Genomic DNA, 17,985 nt, shown 5'->3' on the forward strand with positions numbered 1-17,985 from the left:
TTGTTATTTCGTTTTATCAAGCTTATGCAGCATTTCTTCGAGGACTTTCAATTCTTCAGGGGAAGTTTTCTCATTGCCCAACAAGGCCGTCATCAGGCTTTTCACAGAGCCTTCATACATGTTATCGAGGAATTTGCTCAGGGCGTTCCCCTTTGTCTTCTTCTCCTCCAAAACTGCACTGTATATATGTTTCATGTTTGTTTCATCCCGCATCAATAATCCCTTTTCCGTCATAGTCTGCATCAGTTTCAGGGTAGATGTGTATTGAATGTTTCCTTTCTTTTCTGTAAGGATATCATGCACAAAACGAACGGTTGAAGGGCCATGTTGCCATAAGATCTGCAATACATCCATTTCAGATTTAGCCGGAACAGGATCTGCTACCGTGGACTGATTTTTTTGCTTCATGAATCTAAGGTACGATAAAAAACGTACGTTTAGAGATTTAGTTATATTTTTTTGAATTTTCTTGATGAACGGTAAGTTGGGCCACTAAGACGCGAAGGCGCAAAGAAGCACGAAGTTTGGGAAACACGAAGGCATAAAGTTTGGGAAACACGAAGGCACGAAGTACACAAAGGAACACAAAGTTTTTTAAGACGTGCAAGCGCTGATAAGGGCACAAAGATGTGGCTGCCTGCGATCCTTCGCCAAAGAAAATGTATAACTTTTACAACGGCAACACGCTGCGTCGCCACTCCGCCGTGTTCGTTGCGAGAAATTTTCCTTCGCCAGCGCAACACATTCTTCGCTAAGAAAAACGTAAAACGTAAAACTTACAACGGCAACACGCTGCGTCGCCGCTCCGCCGTGTTCGTTGCGAGAAATTTTCCGTCGCGAGCGCAACACATTCTTCGCTAAGAAGAACGTAAAACGTATAACTTACAACGGCAACGCGCATCGCCGCCGTCCGCCGTGTTCGTTGCGAGAAATTTTCGCTCGTGAGCGCCACACATCCTTCGCAAAGAAAAACGTAAAACGTATCACATATAACTTACAACTGAAAATCAGCTGCGCCGCCGCCTCGTTGCGATCGTTGCGTGAAACCTGGCTTTGTGGCATTGTTATTGAGTATCGAACCCTGAAACCTGCAAAAATGAAATTTAAAAAGATGTTAGTTCCGGCGATGAGAAAAATAACATGCATTCGCATGTTTATCGTCACTGTTATTTGTTGTCTGATCACTTCCTTTTTTACGAACGCTTCTGCACAAAACGGTCAGCGTTTTATGCGTGTTGCGCGGATTGTTGTAGACTCTGCTCAACTGGATGATTATAAAGCTGCATTAAAGGAGGGTATGGAAAGTGCCGTCCGAACAGAACCGGGTGTGCTTTCGCTATATGCGGTATACGACAAAGAAGAGCCCACACATGTTACCGTATTTGAAATTTACCTGGATGAAGATGCTTACAAGGCTCACATACAAACGCCTCACTTTAAAAAATATAAAAGCACTGTCCAGAATATGGTTAAATCGCTGGAGCTTTCCGATGTTAGTCCTATCGCACTGGAGGCTAAATCCAAATTGTAATTTTTATCACATTATATAAATAATAAAGCAAAGCTCTATAACGGAGCCTTGCTTTGTGTTGGCAAATGACTGTAGAGAAAAAACTTCCCTCAATCACCATGTACTCTTCCAAATCGTCATTTTCCATTTTCAACTTTCAATTTTCAATTAAAGAAAGTTTTAATTCTAAGATCTATTGCTGCACAGCCCACGCCAACCCATCCGGGTTTATACCTACATCAATCCGGTTGGTTATCTCCAGTGATTTTAGATCTATTACTGCGACATAATTGTCGGCAGAAGTAGCAACGAACACACGTGTGCCATTCGGATCCATCTGGATACCCGCTGCTCCGCGTCCCAGTTTTATCCGTTTTATTTCTTTGTGGGATTTGGAATCAATAATCGTTAAGTCGCCTGTTTGCAGGCTTGAAATAAATGCCATTTTTCCATCTGTTGTAAATTTGAGTCGGTTGGCGCCAAATACTTTGGCGTCGATTTTTCCTGCGGGTTTATTTGTTGTGAGATCAATAATGGAAATAATGCCATTCTCTCCCGACGCTGTCCATAATTCTTTACCATCCGGCGTTACATCAAAACCCTCGGATCCTCTTTCGCTTGGAACCACGGTGTGTATCCATTCCTGGCGCGGTCTGGCTCCGGGAGGCGCCGATTTGCCCGGTTGAACGGAGCTGTCAACAAGAATGCTTACCGTGCCTGAAGATATGTTGGTCGTGTAAATCCGCTTTAAATCGTTGGTTACATAGATCATGTGGGTTCTGTCCTGACCGGTGCCCATGCTCCAGTCCAATTTATCCGTTGCGGGATCATATCGGCCAATCGCCTTGGATCCTTCTGCAGAAAACCATGCTTTGCCATCGGTGAAAACAATTCCGTGCGGACCGAACAATGGTCTTGTGTCAATATTTTTCAGCGGTTTTTGTGCAACCAGGTCAATCACGTTTAGTTCATGCAGACTCCCTCCGCCGTAAATAGTCACGTAGGCAGTCTTTCCGTCAGTTGACGCAATTACTTCATGCGGGTCGCTTCCAACCGGAATACGCGCCAGTACTTTGAGGGTGGCAGGATCAACAATGGCCAGTGTATGATCACCCTTTGAGAGTGCAAGGAGCGATTGGCGCGGCGCAGATTGTGCATGTGAGAAAGTTGCCATGCACGATGTGCATGCTAAGGCAAATGCGGCTATCAGACAATAGAAACCTGTTTGATGTGTTGTTTTTTTCATGGCATGAAGTGTTTGTAAACGAGTTTGAATATTAGATTCCTCAATGTTGAGCTGGCAAACCATTGCGCCCGTTTTTTAAAATACGAAATATGTTTTCTTTCTCAAAAATCATATCACTTTAATTCCTGCTTTCCGGAAGATTTGCCTGCTTTACCGCATAAATGAATGTATATACCCAATAGTTGGGGAATGATAAACAGGAATTGTTTGGATTGCTTAAATTTAAGTTATATACAAATCAGTATGGAAAACATCAAAAAAGAAGATATCAAACAGGAAGTGTTTGATCTGTACGATGACTATGCACATAACCGTATTGACAGGCGCGATTTTGTTCAAAAGCTTTCTGTGTATGCGGTTGGAGGCCTTACAGTAACGTCGCTCATGAGTTTTCTTATGCCGGACTACCAGGGTGCTATACAGGTAAAAGCCGACGATCCGCGCGTTAAATCAACGTATGTAAATTATCCTTCGCCCAAAGGCGGCGGTACAATTAAAGCATTGCTGACAATGCCGGCAGATGCAAAGGGTAAATTGGGAGGAGTTGTTGTGGTGCATGAGAACCGTGGCTTGAATCCGCATATTGAAGATGTTGCGAGAAGAGTCGCCCTGGCGGGATTCATTGCCATTGCGCCTGATGCGTTAACGCCGTTGGGTGGTTACCCTGGCAATGATGACAAAGGCCGTGAAATGCAAAGCAAGCGCGATAAAAATGAAATGCTGGAAGATTTTATTGCAGCATATGGCTTTTTAAAAGAAAACAAAGATTGTAATGGCAAAGTTGGCGTCGTAGGTTTTTGTTTTGGTGGATGGATAGCAAATATGATGGCTGTTCGTATTCCTGATCTTTCAGCGGCGGTTCCATTCTATGGTACGCAGCCTGCAGCTGAGGATGTGCCTAAAATAAAAGCGCCGTTGTTGTTACACTATGCGGGATTGGATACGCGTGTGAATGAAGGCTGGCCTGCTTATGAAGCTGCACTAAAAGCAAACAACAAAGCATATACCGCGTATGTATATGACAACGTGAATCATGGCTTCAACAATGATACTACTCCACGCTACGATAAAGCGGCTGCAGATCTTGCGTGGAAACGTACAATTGATTTCTTTAAAGCAAAACTGATTTAGTTCTCTGTGCGACTCCGTGTCTTCTCCTGTATTTCTCTGTGTAACCTAAATGATTATTCAACCCCATCAACAATTAGTTACGCAGAGAGCCCTGAGAAGACACTGAGTTCCAAAGAGTTTTTCTCACTCAGTCTTTTTCCAGCTGCACACAATTACGGATATCTCCAATAATAATCCCAATCTGCCCAAAGCACATGATTATTTTCTCCTGTTAAACTTTCTGTATTTTAATTTTTTTCTGCGCAGCTAATCATTGAAAGTGTCATAATTACACACAGAAATGCAAGAATATGTACAGCGCTTTCTGTTGATCGCCCCTTACAATTGTTAGGATTTCTTGTTCATAATTTGCAAATTTCCTGCTTCGTTCCTTTCTCCAAAAGCCTTGATTATCTCCCAAGAAAAAAATGGTTTAAGTAAATTGTTTTGTTATATTTGGATATGTATGAATGTGCATACATAGTAAACCTTTGTTAACGCCAATATGCCCCGCTTGTGAAAGAAGAAAAAGTATTGATTGCTTCCAAATGCTGCAGTGTAGACCTGTCTCAGATGCAGTATATAATTCATTTTTACCGTAAAAACACCTGTCGACGATGTCCAAATTCAAGAAATGTCTCTGAAGAGCGTGAGCAATTTTAAGACTGGTAAACAGCCGGATAGCCTGATGTAACAAGATCCCAGGTTTAACGCCATTTCGGTGTTTTTGAACACAATTACGGGTTACTAAAAAAAATATAAGAAGAAAAATAACGCAATTTTAAATTTATTCTTACTTTCACATATGTAGGTATGTATGAACATACTGAATAAACGATTGAAATGTAGCCGATTCAGATTTGCCCCTTATTCAGCAGTGAAAAAAGATTAAAATGTAACTGAACATTGAGTTTTTGACGTACATCCTAACGAACGCCTTCATAAACAAAGAAGCAACCATTACGACCATATGATCAACAACAAAGGCCCGTGATTGAAAATCATGGGTAAATAGCGATTTGCCAAAAGGTCAGCGACCTGGGATTTAATTTTTTAGTCAACAATTAATTGCTTTATGAAATCAAATTTGCTGCTAACCACTGGGGCTAAAGCAAAGCGTGCGCTTTGTCTGGTGGCCCTGTTAAATTTTTTGTCTACAGCCGTAATGGCGAAAGATAAAGACCCGCTGTTCGGTTATGAAATTGAAAAGGATATAATTATTACCGGGCAGATAACAGGAGAGAATGAAACCGCGATGGCAGGTGTAAATATTATGGAAAAGGGTACAAGTAACGGTGTATTTTCAGATAAAGATGGTAAGTTCTCCATAAAAGTGAAGGATAAAAACAGCTCTCTCATATTCTCTTTCGTAGGATATTCCATTAAGGAAATAAAAATAGGTTCTCAATCAAACTTCAACGTAAAGTTGGAAACAATTTCAAAAGATCTTGATGATGTGGTTGTGGTAGGTTATGGTACTCAGAAAAGGTCAGAGCTTACCAATGCGGTTGTGCAGGCTTCCGGAAAGGAGCTTAAGAAGTCCAACTCAATTTCACTTTCCAATTCTTTGTCGGGCAGATTAGCCGGCGTATTTGTCAATCAAAGAAGTTCCGTTCCTGGTTTTGATGATGCACAAATCCTGGTAAGGGGTCCGAATACGTACCGGAACAGCTCTGCATTGATCGTTATTGATGGTGTGGCGAATGCAGATCCGGATGGATTGAACCGCCTGGATCCGAATGATATAGAATCCATTTCGGTGTTGAAAGACGCCTCAGCTGCTATTTATGGTGCGCAGTCAGCAGGCGGTGTTATCCTGGTAACCACTAAACGCGGTAAAACAGGAAAACCAACATTCGATTTTGTTACTACCCAGTCATTCAACTCGCCCACAATGAAGATCAAATCTGCAGACGCATTTCAATACATGCAGGTGCTGAATGACAGAAGAGCGCTGGAAGGTACACCGCCAGACTTCCCGGATGAATTGGTACAAGAATTTAAAACAGGTAAAAGAAGGCCTGAAAACTGGTATGATGCATTGGTTGACCCGCCTGCAAAACAGGCGAGATACTCTCTTACCATGAGAGGTGGTACAGACAGGGTTAGATATTTCCTGTCCCTTGGAACTGCTAATCAGGGGGGCATTCTCCGTGGTGACGATAAAACCAGGCTGAAGCAATACAACGTAAGAAGCAATGTTGATGTTACCGTTACCAAAGATTTAGAAGTTGGTCTTGATATTTCGTTAAGAGAAAAATATACACAAACACCTCAGGCTGGTCCTGGCGGAAACATAGAATATTTTGCAAATACCAGCCCGCTGCAGGAAGCTTATATTGGTGGAGATTACCGTTACCCCGGTGAAGGTTGGTCGCAACTGAACCCGGCAGCGAGACTCCTTAGCCCGGGATACCGCAAGTATACAGCGGATGTTGCAAGTGGTACACTGAGATTCAAATACAACATACCGTTTGTAAAAGGACTGGCATTAGACGGGTTTGCTTCCCTGGTTAAAACCAGCAACTATAACAAGAGCTTCAACTGGACATGGTTTTACTATGAAAAGAACCCAACAACAGGCGATATCGTTAAAAAGCCATCAAGAACTGTTGAGGATATTGGATTGAGAGAAGAGTACTACCAGAGCCAGAGAGTTACGGGTAACTTAAAACTCTCTTATAATACGGTTATAAACAAAGACCATAAGATCAGCGTGTTTGCGTCTTATGAGCAAATGGAATACAAGGACAATAACTTCTGGGCACAACGTCTCGGTTATGATTCTTATATGATCGACCAGCTTTTTGCCGGTAGTAAAAACCCTGCAAACGGAAGTAACTCAGGTACTGCATCCGAATCTTCCCGCCAGAATTATTTTGGCCGTGCAAGCTACGAATACCAGGGTAAGTACCTTCTTGGATTTAGTGCCAGATATGACGGCTCCCCCATCTTTCCTAAAGATACCCGCTTCGGATTTTTCCCTCAGGCATCTGCTGCCTGGGTAGTTAGCAAGGAGTCCTTCATGATGAAAAGTCCGTTCAGCAATTTAAAGGTCAGGGCATCATGGGGTCAGTTGGGTAATGACAGGGTGAATCCATTCCAATACATCGGAGCTTTCGGTTACTCTCCGGGATGGGTGGTTGATGGCGTTGACGTAAGCGGTATTGCGGCTACAACAACTCCCAATCCAAACATTACCTGGGAGGTGAGTGAAAAAACTGACCTTGGTTTAGAACTTGGCTTCCTGAACAACAAACTGACCTTCGAAGCTGATGTTTACAGAACAAAAACATCACACATCCTGGGTCAAAGACAAGCCTCAATTCCTACATACACAGGATTGTTGCTTCCGGATGAGAACATTGGTAAAATGGACAGCCGCGGCTTTGATTTCCAGGCTGGATACAAGACGAATATTGGCAAGGTGAACATGGCCATCAATGGTAATGTTTCTTATGCTGAAAACAAGATCATTTATTTTGATGAAACTCCTCAGGCTGAACCGTACCAGAAATTAGAAGGCAAGCCGCTTAATTCCACTTTAGTGTACAAGGCCATAGGCATTTACAGAACGCAGGAAGACCTGGATAAACATCCGCAGTATGCCGGAGCAACACTGGGCGGGCTGATTTTTGCTGACCTGAACAACGACGGTAAGATTGACGGAAACGACAGGTATATGTTTGATGCTACTACTTTTCCTAAAGTGCAATTTGGCCTGAACGTAGCCCTGTCCTACAAAGACTTTGATTTAACGATGTTGTTCCAGGGGCAGAGTGGTGCTAAATGGCAACTGAATAACTCATTCAACTCAGGCGCTGGTGGTAATGGCCTTCAGTATGTGGCACTTAACAGTTACTCATTGAGCAATATAAATTCAGTGCTGCCTATGATTGCCCCTGTGGGCACGGCAGGTTCGGCCAGTGATTTCTGGTATCATAAAGCAACCTGGGTTCGTATGAAGAATCTTGAACTTGGCTACAACCTGCCTTCCAGGATACTTTCCAAAGTAAGAATGTCCGGTTTGAGGGTCTATTTTTCCGGAGATAACCTGTTTATGCTGTACAACAATCTTAAAAAATATGGAGCCGGCGATCCCGAGTTCGTGAGTGGAAACGGTGGAGTCTATCCAAATATGAGGACATTGAGTGTTGGCTTAAATATTACCTTCTAATACTAAACTTATGAGATATATAAGATCACAAAATAAAACACCGCGAATAGCTCTTTCTGTATTTTTATTCAGCTTAATAATTACGGTAGCAGGTGTTTCCTGTAATCACGACATACTTGATAAAAAGCCGTTGGACTCAATATCGGAGGACGCCGTTTTTAACGATCCCACATTTCTTCAAAGCTATGTGTACAACATATACAATGGTATAAAAGCACCCTGGAAACCCGGAACCGGGGGATATGAGGCGTTGACCGACATTGCGGTTGACCAGCCTGAAACGCACGACAGGTCCGCTGGTATTCGTGAGTATGTGCAGGGCATCATTACACCAGACAATATCACAGATCTTACCAATCTTTGGGCGGATGAGTACGGCTACATAAGAAAAGCAAACATATTCTTTGAAAAGACGGAGAACACAGTTATTGAGGCAGACAAGCTTAACCCGATGAAGGGCGAAGTACACTTTTTAAGAGCATGGATGTATTTTGAACTGATACGTACCTATGGTGGTGTGCCAATTATCACGAAGAGCTTTAAGTTGGATGACCAAAGCTTTGAAGCCAAAAGGAACACATATGGCGAATGTGTGCAATTTATATTAAAAGACTGTGATTCGTCTATCAGCTTTTTGGATGGAGTACCTACAAAGGCCGGAAAGATAAGTAAAGCAGCGGCTTTGGGTTTAAAAGCAAGAGTGTTGTTGTATTGGGCAAGCCCATTAAACAACCCTTCAAACGACAAATCAAGATGGCAGGCTGCCGAAGTGGCTACCAAGGCTGTGATTGATGCAGGGTTTAGTTTACACCCCACGCACGATGATCTGTTTACAAAACCATTGAAGACTGATGAAACTATTTTCGGTAAGTCGTTTACGCCCGGAAACAGAATTCCTGACTGGGGCTACAACTATGACTACTGGCCTAGTGGTTTCGATGCAAGGCAGCGCCTTATGCCCACGCAGACTTTTGTGAACATGTTCCAGATGACAAACGGACAATATCCATATATGGCGGACGGAACAACTGTGAATCCCGCTTCAGGATACGATCCTCAGCAGCCCAACATAAACAGGGACCCGCGGTATTACACTTCCATCGTCTATCCGGGTGCAGGGCCGTTCACCATCAACGACGGGGCAAAGAGCACTGACAGAAGGTATGAATATTGGGAGGATGCAAATCCTAACCCGGACAACGCACCGCCTTATGCAAATCCTAATAAGACCGATCCTAATAACGGACAAAACCTTTTTGATTTTGGACGCGACTCCAAATCATACTGGATAAAAGGGTTGACACCATTTCACTGGAGAGTTCAAACAGGATATGCATTCAGAAGACTAATGGATTTCAGTGGGCCACGCGCAAGTTTTGATTACGACTACAGCCAGGTGATTGTGTTTATGAGGCTGGCAGAATTTTACCTGAACTATGCTGAAATTCAGATCGCTTTAGGCAATGAAGATGTAGCACGTGAATATATCAATAAAGTAAGGAAAAGACCATCAGTGAACATGCCGGATATCACCAGTACAGGTGCCAATCTTGTTAAAGAGTACAGAAACGAAAGAGCGGTAGAATTGCACCTGGAAGATCAGCGTTTCTTCGATTTGAGACGTTGGAAAGCTGCGCCGGGAAACATGGATATTCCTATCCGGGGATTAACAAGTGTTAAGATGGACTGGACAGGTGTTCCTCCTGGTGACATCAACTTGTTGGGCAAACTGTCTTACACCTATGGTGTAATTCCGGAAGCTGAGGTAAGAGTGCCGTGGAAAGGGGACTATTATTACCTGTTCCCCATACCGCATGATGAAATCAAGAAAAGTAACGGTGCACTTGAACAAAACCCGGGCTATTAGACCAGATATGGTGTTTGTGAGGCTGTTAACATTACTAGTCAATTAAGCACGTATAGGGAGTTCAGTTTTTTCTCTGCGAAGAGTTGGTGTTTTCTTCAATGAAAACACCTCTCTTTTTTTTCATTTAACGACGGCTTGTCTTTTAAAAACAAAAAGAAATTGTAAGTGACCTTACATTAAAAGCAATAAACTATTTATTACACAGGTGCAAAATGATCGAGGTATGAAAGCTATTCTTTACAAAATTGTTTTTTTCTTTTTTTCTGTACTGTTTTTTTCGTGCAGACAGCATTCCACATTGTTTCGGTTAGTCTCTTCAGAACAGTCTGGAATTAAGTTTAATAATAAGATTGTAGAGAATGATTCTATCAATCCAATAGATGTTACTAACATTTATAACGGAGGAGGCGTTGGTGTTGGCGATTTTAATAACGATGGATTGCAGGACGTCTATTTCACAGGAAACATGACGTCGAATAAACTATACCTGAACAAAGGAAAGCTGCAGTTTGAAGATATTACAAATGCAGCAGGTGTGAGCGGAAATGGCAAGTGGTGCCGTGGTGTTTCAGTGATAGATATTAACAATGACGGATGGATGGATATGTATGTTTGTGCCTCTATGGATCACAATCCCGAGGTTAGGAAAAACTTGCTTTACGTTAACCAGGGTGCAGATAATCAGGGTGTTCCCGTATTTAAGGAGATGGCGGCGTCTTATGGCCTTGATGATACTACGCATACAACCATGGCGAGTTTTTTTGACTATGATAACGATGGGGATTTGGATGTATACCTGGTAGTAAACCAGATTCTTCCAACAGTGAATCCGTCAACTTTCAGACCCAAAATTACAGACGGATCTTTCCCGAGCACCGGCAGGCTTTACAGGAACGATTGGGATAGTTCTTTTAAACATCCTGTATTTACAAATATTACGCAGCAGGCAGGACTCACCATCGAAGGTTATGGACATGGTGTAAATATTACAGACATTAATAAAGACGGATGGAAAGATATTTTTGTAACCAATGATTTTTTATCGAACGATCTGTTATATATAAACAATCATGACGGAACTTTTACAGACAAAGCGGCATCATATCTAAAACATACTTCAGCTAACGGAATGGGTAATGATGTAATAGATATTAATAATGATGGATTGTCTGATATAGTTGAGCTGGACATGAATCCCGGTGATAATTATCGCAAGAAAATGATGCTGGGTTCAAGCAGCTATCAAACATTCCAGCTGAATGACTTTTTTAAATATCAATATCAGTATGTGCGAAACTCCCTGCAGATCAACCAGGGACCAAGAATAAATCAAAATGATTCAGTGGGTGATCCCATTTTTAGCGATATCGGTTTTTATTCAGGCGTTTCGGAAACTGACTGGAGCTGGTGCCCTTTAGTTGCTGATTTTGATAATGACGGACTTCGCGATCTGGTTGTAACCAACGGTTTCCCTAAAGATGTAACTGATCATGACTTTATAGCGTTCCGGCAGGAGTCCGCACCTATCGCTCCTGAGTCCAATACACTGGCGCAAATTCCTGAAGTTAAATTACACAACTATGGTTTTCGCAATATCGGCAATTGCCGTTTTGATGAGATGTCGAACGATTGGGGCTTAAGCAAGCCTTCATTTTCGAACGGAGCTGCTTATGCAGATCTTGACAATGATGGTGATCTTGATATGATCATCAACAATATCAACGATGAAGCTTCTCTATACGAGAATACATTAATGAATTCAGGCTCAAAAAATGAGCATTATTTATCCGTGCAATTAAATGGTGATTCTTTAAACCTGAATGGATTGGGTGCCTGGGTTGAATTATATTATGGCGGCAACATGCAGGCTTATGAACAAACGCCATATCGCGGATATCTTTCGTCCATACAAATGAACCCGCATTTTGGCCTGGGAACAACTACGTCGATAGATTCCCTTGTTATTAAATGGCCGGACGGAACCAAAGAGCTGCTAAGGAATGTGGCTGTAGATCAGACAATAAAAATCAACAAAAAAAATGCAAAAGACAATTATAGCTGGCAGATGCCGGCGTTAGCGCAAAATGCAGCCTTTAAAGAAGTGACTGGTAAACTGGGCGTGCAATATGCGCATTCTCAAAAAGACTGTATTGATTTTAATATTCAAAAATTATTGCCTCATAAGTTATCCGAATACGGACCATCTTTAGCTGCCGGAGATGTGAACGGAGATGGATTGGATGACATTATTGTGGGTGGTAATTCTTCTTTCGGAACAACTGCGTTATTACAAACGCCTACTGGTTCTTTTTTACAACGAACAATAACGAATACGATAGAGTCAGGTGACGAATATTTTCAGGATATGGGAACTACTTTGTTTGATGCAGACGGAGATGGGGATCTTGACCTTTATGTGTCCAGGGGAGGTTATGAGTGCAAGGGAAATACAGCTATCTACCAGGATCAATTTTTTGTCAACGACGGCAAAGGAAATTTTACAATCGATTCATTGGCTATCCCCCGGAATTTAACCAGCAAATCCTGTGTAAGGGCGGTGGATTATGATAAAGATGGTGACCTTGATCTTTTTGTTGCAGGCCGGGTAAGTCCATGGAACTATCCAAAAGCGGTATCCAGTTGTATATACAGAAATGATTCAAAAAATGGTCACATTAAATTTACTGATGTAACAAATGTTGTAGCAAAAGACCTGAATAATATCGGCCTGGTTTGCGATGCTATGTTTACGGATTTTGACAACGATGGCTGGCAGGATCTGATAATAGCAGGAGAGTGGATGCCGGTTACTTTTTTGAAAAACAATAAGGGCAGTTTTGAAAATGTGACTGAAAGATCAGGAGTTGAAAAACAAGTGGGGTGGTGGAATAGCATCGCGGGTGGCGATTTTGATAATGACGGCGATATTGATTATGTTATAGGAAACATGGGTCAGAACTCCTTTTTCAAAGCAAGCGAACAATATCCTGTATCCATTTACGCCAAAGACTTTGATAACAATGATAGCTATGATGCTATTCTTTCATTGTATCTGCCATCGAGTCAGGATGATCCTTCAAAAAAAGAATATCCTGCGCCAACAAGAGATGACCTGGTAAAACAGATCATTGGGATGCGGTCCAGGTTTCAAAACTATAAGTCGTATGCCACAGCAACAATGGACCAGGTATTTAAAAAAGAGCAATTAAATGGCGCCTTAATTTTAAAAGCAAATGACTTCGCTTCTTGTTACTGCAGAAATGATGGCAACGGGAAATTTACATTAATGCCATTGCCATTTAAATCCCAGTTATCTGCTTTAAATGGCATTGTTGCAGACGACTTTGATGGTGATGGTAACCTTGACCTGGTGATGAATACCAACGACTACGGAACAGATGTAACCGTTGGCCGGTATGACGCCTTAAATGGGCTAATGTTGAAAGGAGATGGAAAAGGAAATTTTACACCTCAAACCATCCGGGAAAGCGGCATTTTTATTCCGGGAAATGGAAAAGCACTGATCAAGCTGAGAGGTAATGGAGGTAATTATTTGATGGCTGCCGGACAAAACAGAGGACCGCTTAAAATATACGAGCTTAAGAAAGAACTCAATAATATTCCCCTGCAACCTGGTGATGTGAGCGCTGAAATAATTTATCAGAATGGTAAGAAACAAAGAACGGAATTCAATTACGGCTCATCCTTTTTGTCGCAATCAGCGAGGTTCATTAGCGTTGATAAAAGTATTAAGGCTGTATTTGTGTATGATAATCAGGGTAAGAAAAGAGCGTTAAGTTTTTAATCAGTATAACCACATAATAATTATACCACGATGAAATTTTTACGGACGATTTATTTATTGCTCATTTCAATGGGATTTGCTCTAGCATCTTTTGCAGGAACAGATAATATTGCTCCTCGCGCAAAGATCACTGCATCAACTGAAGCCGGCAGTGCGTGTGCAGCTAAAAATATCGCAGATGGCGTGATAGGTGTAGATGGAAAAGGAGAGTGGGTTTGTGAGGCTGATACAGCATATTGGGGATATATCCGCTTGCCATGGGTTCAGTTGGAATGGGATTCTGCGCAATGGGTTAACAAAGTTGTGCTGTTTGACAGAGCTACACTGGCGCACAATGTCAAGGGGCTAAAAATGGTTTTCAGCGACGGGTCCGTTGAATGGGTAAATCAATTGCCTTCTGATGGAACGGGACTCGCAGTTGCATTTAAGGAGAGAAAAACAAAATGGATAAAGTTTGAAGTGTTTGATGGAACGGGCGGTCAGTTGGGCTTCTCCGAAATAGAAGTATATCCTTCAGCTGAACATGCCAAAGATTTTGTGTCCACGGTAGATCCATATATTGAGACAAACCGGGGACGGTATTTCTTTTTTATTACGGGCAGTCTTCCCTTTGGAATGGCCACTTCGGCACCGCTTACCAGGAATAAAAACCAGTTTGGCGGAGGGTACAATTATAATGAAAATGAGATCCTGGGTTTTGAGCAGATCCATTCATGGATGATGTCGGGAATTGAGATCATGCCGGCCACAACTGCACAGAATCCCGCTGGCGGGCAACAGGCATGGAAGTCGCAGTTCAGGCATGATGACGAAATTGTACAGCCAGGGTATCACCGTGTAATGCTGCAGCAGAATAAAATATGGGTGGAGCAAACAGCGACTGAAAGAGTAAATTTTTATCGTTTCAGATATACAAAAAATACCGATGCGCGTGTCATCATCAATCTGGGCGGAATGGTTTCAAACTGCACCATGGTAGATGCAAAGGTTAATAAGATAAATGATTATGAAATAGAAGGCTCATTCGGCACAATTAAACGTCTCTGGGGTGGGCCAACAGATGTGCGCGTGTTTTTTGTGATCAGGTTCAATAAACCCTTCTCATCACTTAATGCATGGCAGGGCAGCAAAGCAGTTCAAAATGCCATTCAACAGGCGGCGGGCGATAGCCTTACGCTTGGCGCTGAATACAATATGGCTGCAGGAGAGCAACTGCAGATGAAGATTGCTGTCTCTTATACGACTACTGACAATGCCAGGAAAAACCTTGATGAAGAATGTAATCATTGGAGTTTTGATGAAGTGCGTAACAACGCAAGAAATACCTGGAACGACTGCCTGGGAAAAATTGTAGTAAAAGGCGGCTCTGTTGCTCAACGCGTAAAATTCTATACTGATCTGTGGCATGCACTATTAGGCCGCCAAAAGATCAATGACATCAGCGGTGATTATCCTGACAGAACAGAAGCGAAACCCGGGGGGCGTAAGGGGAACTTCACCGATGCTGTCTTCAAAATAAAAACGCTGCCCAAAGATGCCAGTGGCAAACCTAAATTCAATATGTATAATTCCGATGCGTTATGGCTCACACAATGGAACCTGAACATTTTGTGGAGCCTTGCATGGCCGGAAGTTTTGGATGATTTCTCTGCTTCCATGATCGAGTATGCAAACAATGGCTATTTGTTGCCACGCGGGCCTTGCGGTGGTGGTTACTCTTATATAATGACGAGTAACCCCGCGGCGAATTTAATCGCGGGCACTTACATGAAAGGTTTATTAAAGAAGGTAGATCCGGATCATGCATTCGAAGTAGTAAAACGGAATCAGTTGCCGGGCGGGATGTTGGGTAGCAAAGAAGATATAGAATTCTATACATCGAAAGGATGGTGGCCCGATAACGTGGGAATAACCATTGAAGCGGCTTTTCAGGATTGGGGTACGGCTCAAATGGCTTCAAGACTTGGTAAAAAGGATGATGTGGCATTCTTTAAAAAGCGATCTGCTAGTTGGGTAAATTGTTTTGATGCTGACAGTAAATTCTTGTTTCCCAAAAATAAGGATGGACAATTTATGCACAAGGATCCTTTGAGTGGTAACGGATGGATAGAAGCGAATGCATGGCAGGCTACGTGGGGTGTTTCACACGACATCGCCAAACTCGTTACTAAAATGGGTGGCGCTGACAGCTTCTGCAACAGGCTCAACTATGCTTTTGAGCAATCACGCGCTAAAGATTTCGTGTATGGTTATGGCAGTGGCTATGTAAGCTATGCTAATCAGCCCGGTTGCTCGAATGCGCATGTATTCAGTTATGCAGGCAAACCCTGGCTCACACAATATTGGGTTCGCAGGGTAAAAGAACAGGCGTTTGGAGGTGTTACACCTGATTTGGGTTACGGAGGGCATGATGAGGACCAGGGACAGATGGGAGGAGTGAGTGCGTTGATGTCAATAGGTTTGTTTGACATAATGGGAGGAGAGGCGGAGAAGCCTGTGTATGAAATTACATCGCCGGTTTTTGATGAAGTATCTATTACATTGAATCAGAATTATTATAAAGGGAAGCAGTTTGTAATTAAATGTTTTAACAACAGCGAAACAAATTGCTACATACAATCAGCTACGTTAAATGGAGCCGATCTAAAGAAGTTCTGGTTTAGCCATGATGCTTTCGCAAACGGTGGGCAATTGAATTTGTGGCTGGGTGCGAAGCCAAATAAGAAGTGGGGAACAACCGGTTTGCCGCCGGCATGTTCACAGCAATAATTGTATCAAAAATTTAGATCGGTTTTTATAAGGTTATTAAAATTTAAAATGAAGCAGTGGATGAAAAACTGCTGTTATAATTGAAGTGCTATATGAAAAAAAGTGTAAAGACAATTGTGGGGCTATTATGTTCTCTTATGTTGATTTGTAGTTGCAAGCCTCAGAAAAAAGAAACGAAGTTGTCAGAGGCTGATATCTTGCATCAAAACCAGGATCTGTTGACCGAGGTGATCATTTACGATGTATTTTCTCCGCCAGTTGCCAGCAGGATCTATACGTACTCATCGCTGGCCTCTTATGAAGCAATCCGCTTTGCCAAAGAAGGCAGCGCGTCAATAGCGGAAAAGCTACATGGCTTCGGAAAAATGCCTCAGCCGGAAGCCGGGAAAAAATATAATTATACGCTTGCTGCCACCAAAGCTTTCTTTACGGTAGTTCGCAATGTAAAAGTGTTCTCTGTTGATTCCCTGAAAACTTATGAAGAATCGGTCTATAATTATTTTAAGGAAAATTCAGATGACTCAACCTATCAACGATCTGTAGCATTTGGTGAAAGTGTAGCTCAGTCAATACTGGCAAGAGCAAAAACAGATGGCTATATTGATTCCAGGGGAAAGCCTAAATATCTTGGCAGTACCGATCCCGGGAAATGGAGACCAACACCGCCTGATTATTTAGATGGAGTAGAGTGGTGCTGGAATACAATGAAGCCAATGTTGATGGATTCTGCAGCGCAATTTACTCCGCCTGGCCCGCCAACATTCAGTAAAGACACCACCAGTCAATTTTATAAGAACGCCAAAGAAGTGTATACCATAAACACAACCTTAACGGAAGAGCAAAAAACAATTGCGCGGTACTGGGATGATAACCCGTTTGTGATAGAGCATTCAGGACATTTAATGTTTGGCAAGAAAAAGATTACTCCGGGTGGTCACTGGATGGGTATTGCAGCCATCGCGGCAAAGCAAACGAATGCGGATCCAGTGAAGATTGCAAAAGGTTATGCACTGACCGCGATTGCATTATATGATGCATTTATTGCCTGTTGGGATGAAAAATACAGGAGTAGTGTTGTAAGGCCGGTTACAGTAATTAATGAGTGGATGGATAAAACTTTTTCGCCTTTTTTACAGACACCACCTTTTCCGGAATATCCAAGTGGTCATAGTTCAATAACTGCAGCGGCGTCTACCGTCCTGGCAAGTATGTATGGAGAAAATTTCTCCTTTCAGGATACAAGTGATCTGAGATACATCGGCATGCAGCGCCATTTTAATTCTTTCCAGGAGGCCGCTGCTGAAGCATCGATCAGCCGTGTGTATGGTGGTATTCACTATCGCAATAGTGTAGATGATGGTGCAGCCCAGGGAAAAAAGGTAGGAGCGCTTATTGTTGATAGAATATTGAAGAAATAAATTAATGATCTCTGTGTGACTATAATTGTTCATGGTATTGGATGAATATTATGGTTACACAGAGAAATACAGGAGAAGACACG

The 17,985-nt window shown here is 42.4% G+C and carries 9 protein-coding genes; 7 read left to right on the forward strand and 2 right to left on the reverse strand.

The window, feature by feature from the left end:
* Positions 1 to 3: 3 nt before the first annotated feature.
* Entirely contained in the window at positions 4 to 408 is a 405-nt protein-coding gene (locus QTN47_RS18585) for a BlaI/MecI/CopY family transcriptional regulator (protein WP_369330913.1), read from the reverse strand.
* Positions 409 to 1,096: 688 nt separating this feature from the next.
* On the opposite strand from QTN47_RS18585, the gene QTN47_RS18590 reads away from it, so the two are divergent.
* Positions 1,097 to 1,531, forward strand: coding sequence for a putative quinol monooxygenase (locus QTN47_RS18590; protein ID WP_369330914.1), 435 nt, complete (start codon positions 1,097 to 1,099; stop codon positions 1,529 to 1,531).
* Positions 1,532 to 1,703: 172 nt separating this feature from the next.
* On the opposite strand, the gene QTN47_RS18595 is transcribed toward QTN47_RS18590, so the two are convergent.
* Complete coding sequence (locus QTN47_RS18595) at positions 1,704 to 2,756, reverse strand: beta-propeller fold lactonase family protein (protein WP_369330915.1); 1,053 nt, start codon at positions 2,754 to 2,756, stop codon at positions 1,704 to 1,706.
* Positions 2,757 to 2,999: 243 nt separating this feature from the next.
* Here QTN47_RS18595 and QTN47_RS18600 point away from each other — a divergent pair, with 243 nt between their 5' ends.
* The 6 genes from QTN47_RS18600 to QTN47_RS18625 all read left to right on the forward strand — a co-directional run bounded on the left by QTN47_RS18600 (position 3,000) and on the right by QTN47_RS18625 (position 17,902).
* Positions 3,000 to 3,887, forward strand: a complete 888-nt coding sequence (locus tag QTN47_RS18600) for a dienelactone hydrolase family protein (protein WP_369330916.1) — start codon at positions 3,000 to 3,002, stop codon at positions 3,885 to 3,887.
* A 1,054-nt stretch (positions 3,888 to 4,941) separates the two neighbouring features.
* On the forward strand, positions 4,942 to 8,043 hold the full coding sequence (locus QTN47_RS18605; RefSeq protein WP_369330917.1) for a SusC/RagA family TonB-linked outer membrane protein: 3,102 nt from the start codon (positions 4,942 to 4,944) through the stop codon (positions 8,041 to 8,043).
* Positions 8,044 to 8,053: 10 nt separating this feature from the next.
* The gene (locus QTN47_RS18610) at positions 8,054 to 9,910 is read left to right on the forward strand and encodes a RagB/SusD family nutrient uptake outer membrane protein (RefSeq protein ID WP_369330918.1); all 1,857 of its coding nucleotides are present in this window, start codon (positions 8,054 to 8,056) and stop codon (positions 9,908 to 9,910) included.
* A 223-nt stretch (positions 9,911 to 10,133) separates the two neighbouring features.
* Entirely contained in the window at positions 10,134 to 13,715 is a 3,582-nt protein-coding gene (locus tag QTN47_RS18615; RefSeq protein ID WP_369330919.1) for a CRTAC1 family protein, read from the forward strand.
* Positions 13,716 to 13,745: 30 nt separating this feature from the next.
* Positions 13,746 to 16,484 carry a GH92 family glycosyl hydrolase gene (locus QTN47_RS18620; protein ID WP_369330920.1) on the forward strand — a complete coding sequence of 913 codons (2,739 nt, stop codon included), beginning with the start codon at positions 13,746 to 13,748 and terminating at the stop codon, positions 16,482 to 16,484.
* 92 nt (positions 16,485 to 16,576) lie between these two features.
* On the forward strand, positions 16,577 to 17,902 hold the full coding sequence (locus QTN47_RS18625) for a vanadium-dependent haloperoxidase (protein ID WP_369330921.1): 1,326 nt from the start codon (positions 16,577 to 16,579) through the stop codon (positions 17,900 to 17,902).
* Positions 17,903 to 17,985: the final 83 nt, after the last annotated feature.

Origin of the sequence: Danxiaibacter flavus (assembly GCF_041060425.1) — a bacterium.
Taxonomy (GTDB): Bacteria; Bacteroidota; Bacteroidia; order Chitinophagales; family Chitinophagaceae; genus Danxiaibacter; species Danxiaibacter flavus.

Coding starts and splice junctions, on each gene's coding strand:
- QTN47_RS18585 (WP_369330913.1), bottom strand. CDS start 408: ATGAAGCAAAAAAATCAGTCCACGGTAGCAGATCCTGTTCCGGCTAAA.
- QTN47_RS18590 (WP_369330914.1), top strand. CDS start 1,097: ATGAAATTTAAAAAGATGTTAGTTCCGGCGATGAGAAAAATAACATGC.
- QTN47_RS18595 (WP_369330915.1), bottom strand. CDS start 2,756: ATGAAAAAAACAACACATCAAACAGGTTTCTATTGTCTGATAGCCGCA.
- QTN47_RS18600 (WP_369330916.1), top strand. CDS start 3,000: ATGGAAAACATCAAAAAAGAAGATATCAAACAGGAAGTGTTTGATCTG.
- QTN47_RS18605 (WP_369330917.1), top strand. CDS start 4,942: ATGAAATCAAATTTGCTGCTAACCACTGGGGCTAAAGCAAAGCGTGCG.
- QTN47_RS18610 (WP_369330918.1), top strand. CDS start 8,054: ATGAGATATATAAGATCACAAAATAAAACACCGCGAATAGCTCTTTCT.
- QTN47_RS18615 (WP_369330919.1), top strand. CDS start 10,134: ATGAAAGCTATTCTTTACAAAATTGTTTTTTTCTTTTTTTCTGTACTG.
- QTN47_RS18620 (WP_369330920.1), top strand. CDS start 13,746: ATGAAATTTTTACGGACGATTTATTTATTGCTCATTTCAATGGGATTT.
- QTN47_RS18625 (WP_369330921.1), top strand. CDS start 16,577: ATGAAAAAAAGTGTAAAGACAATTGTGGGGCTATTATGTTCTCTTATG.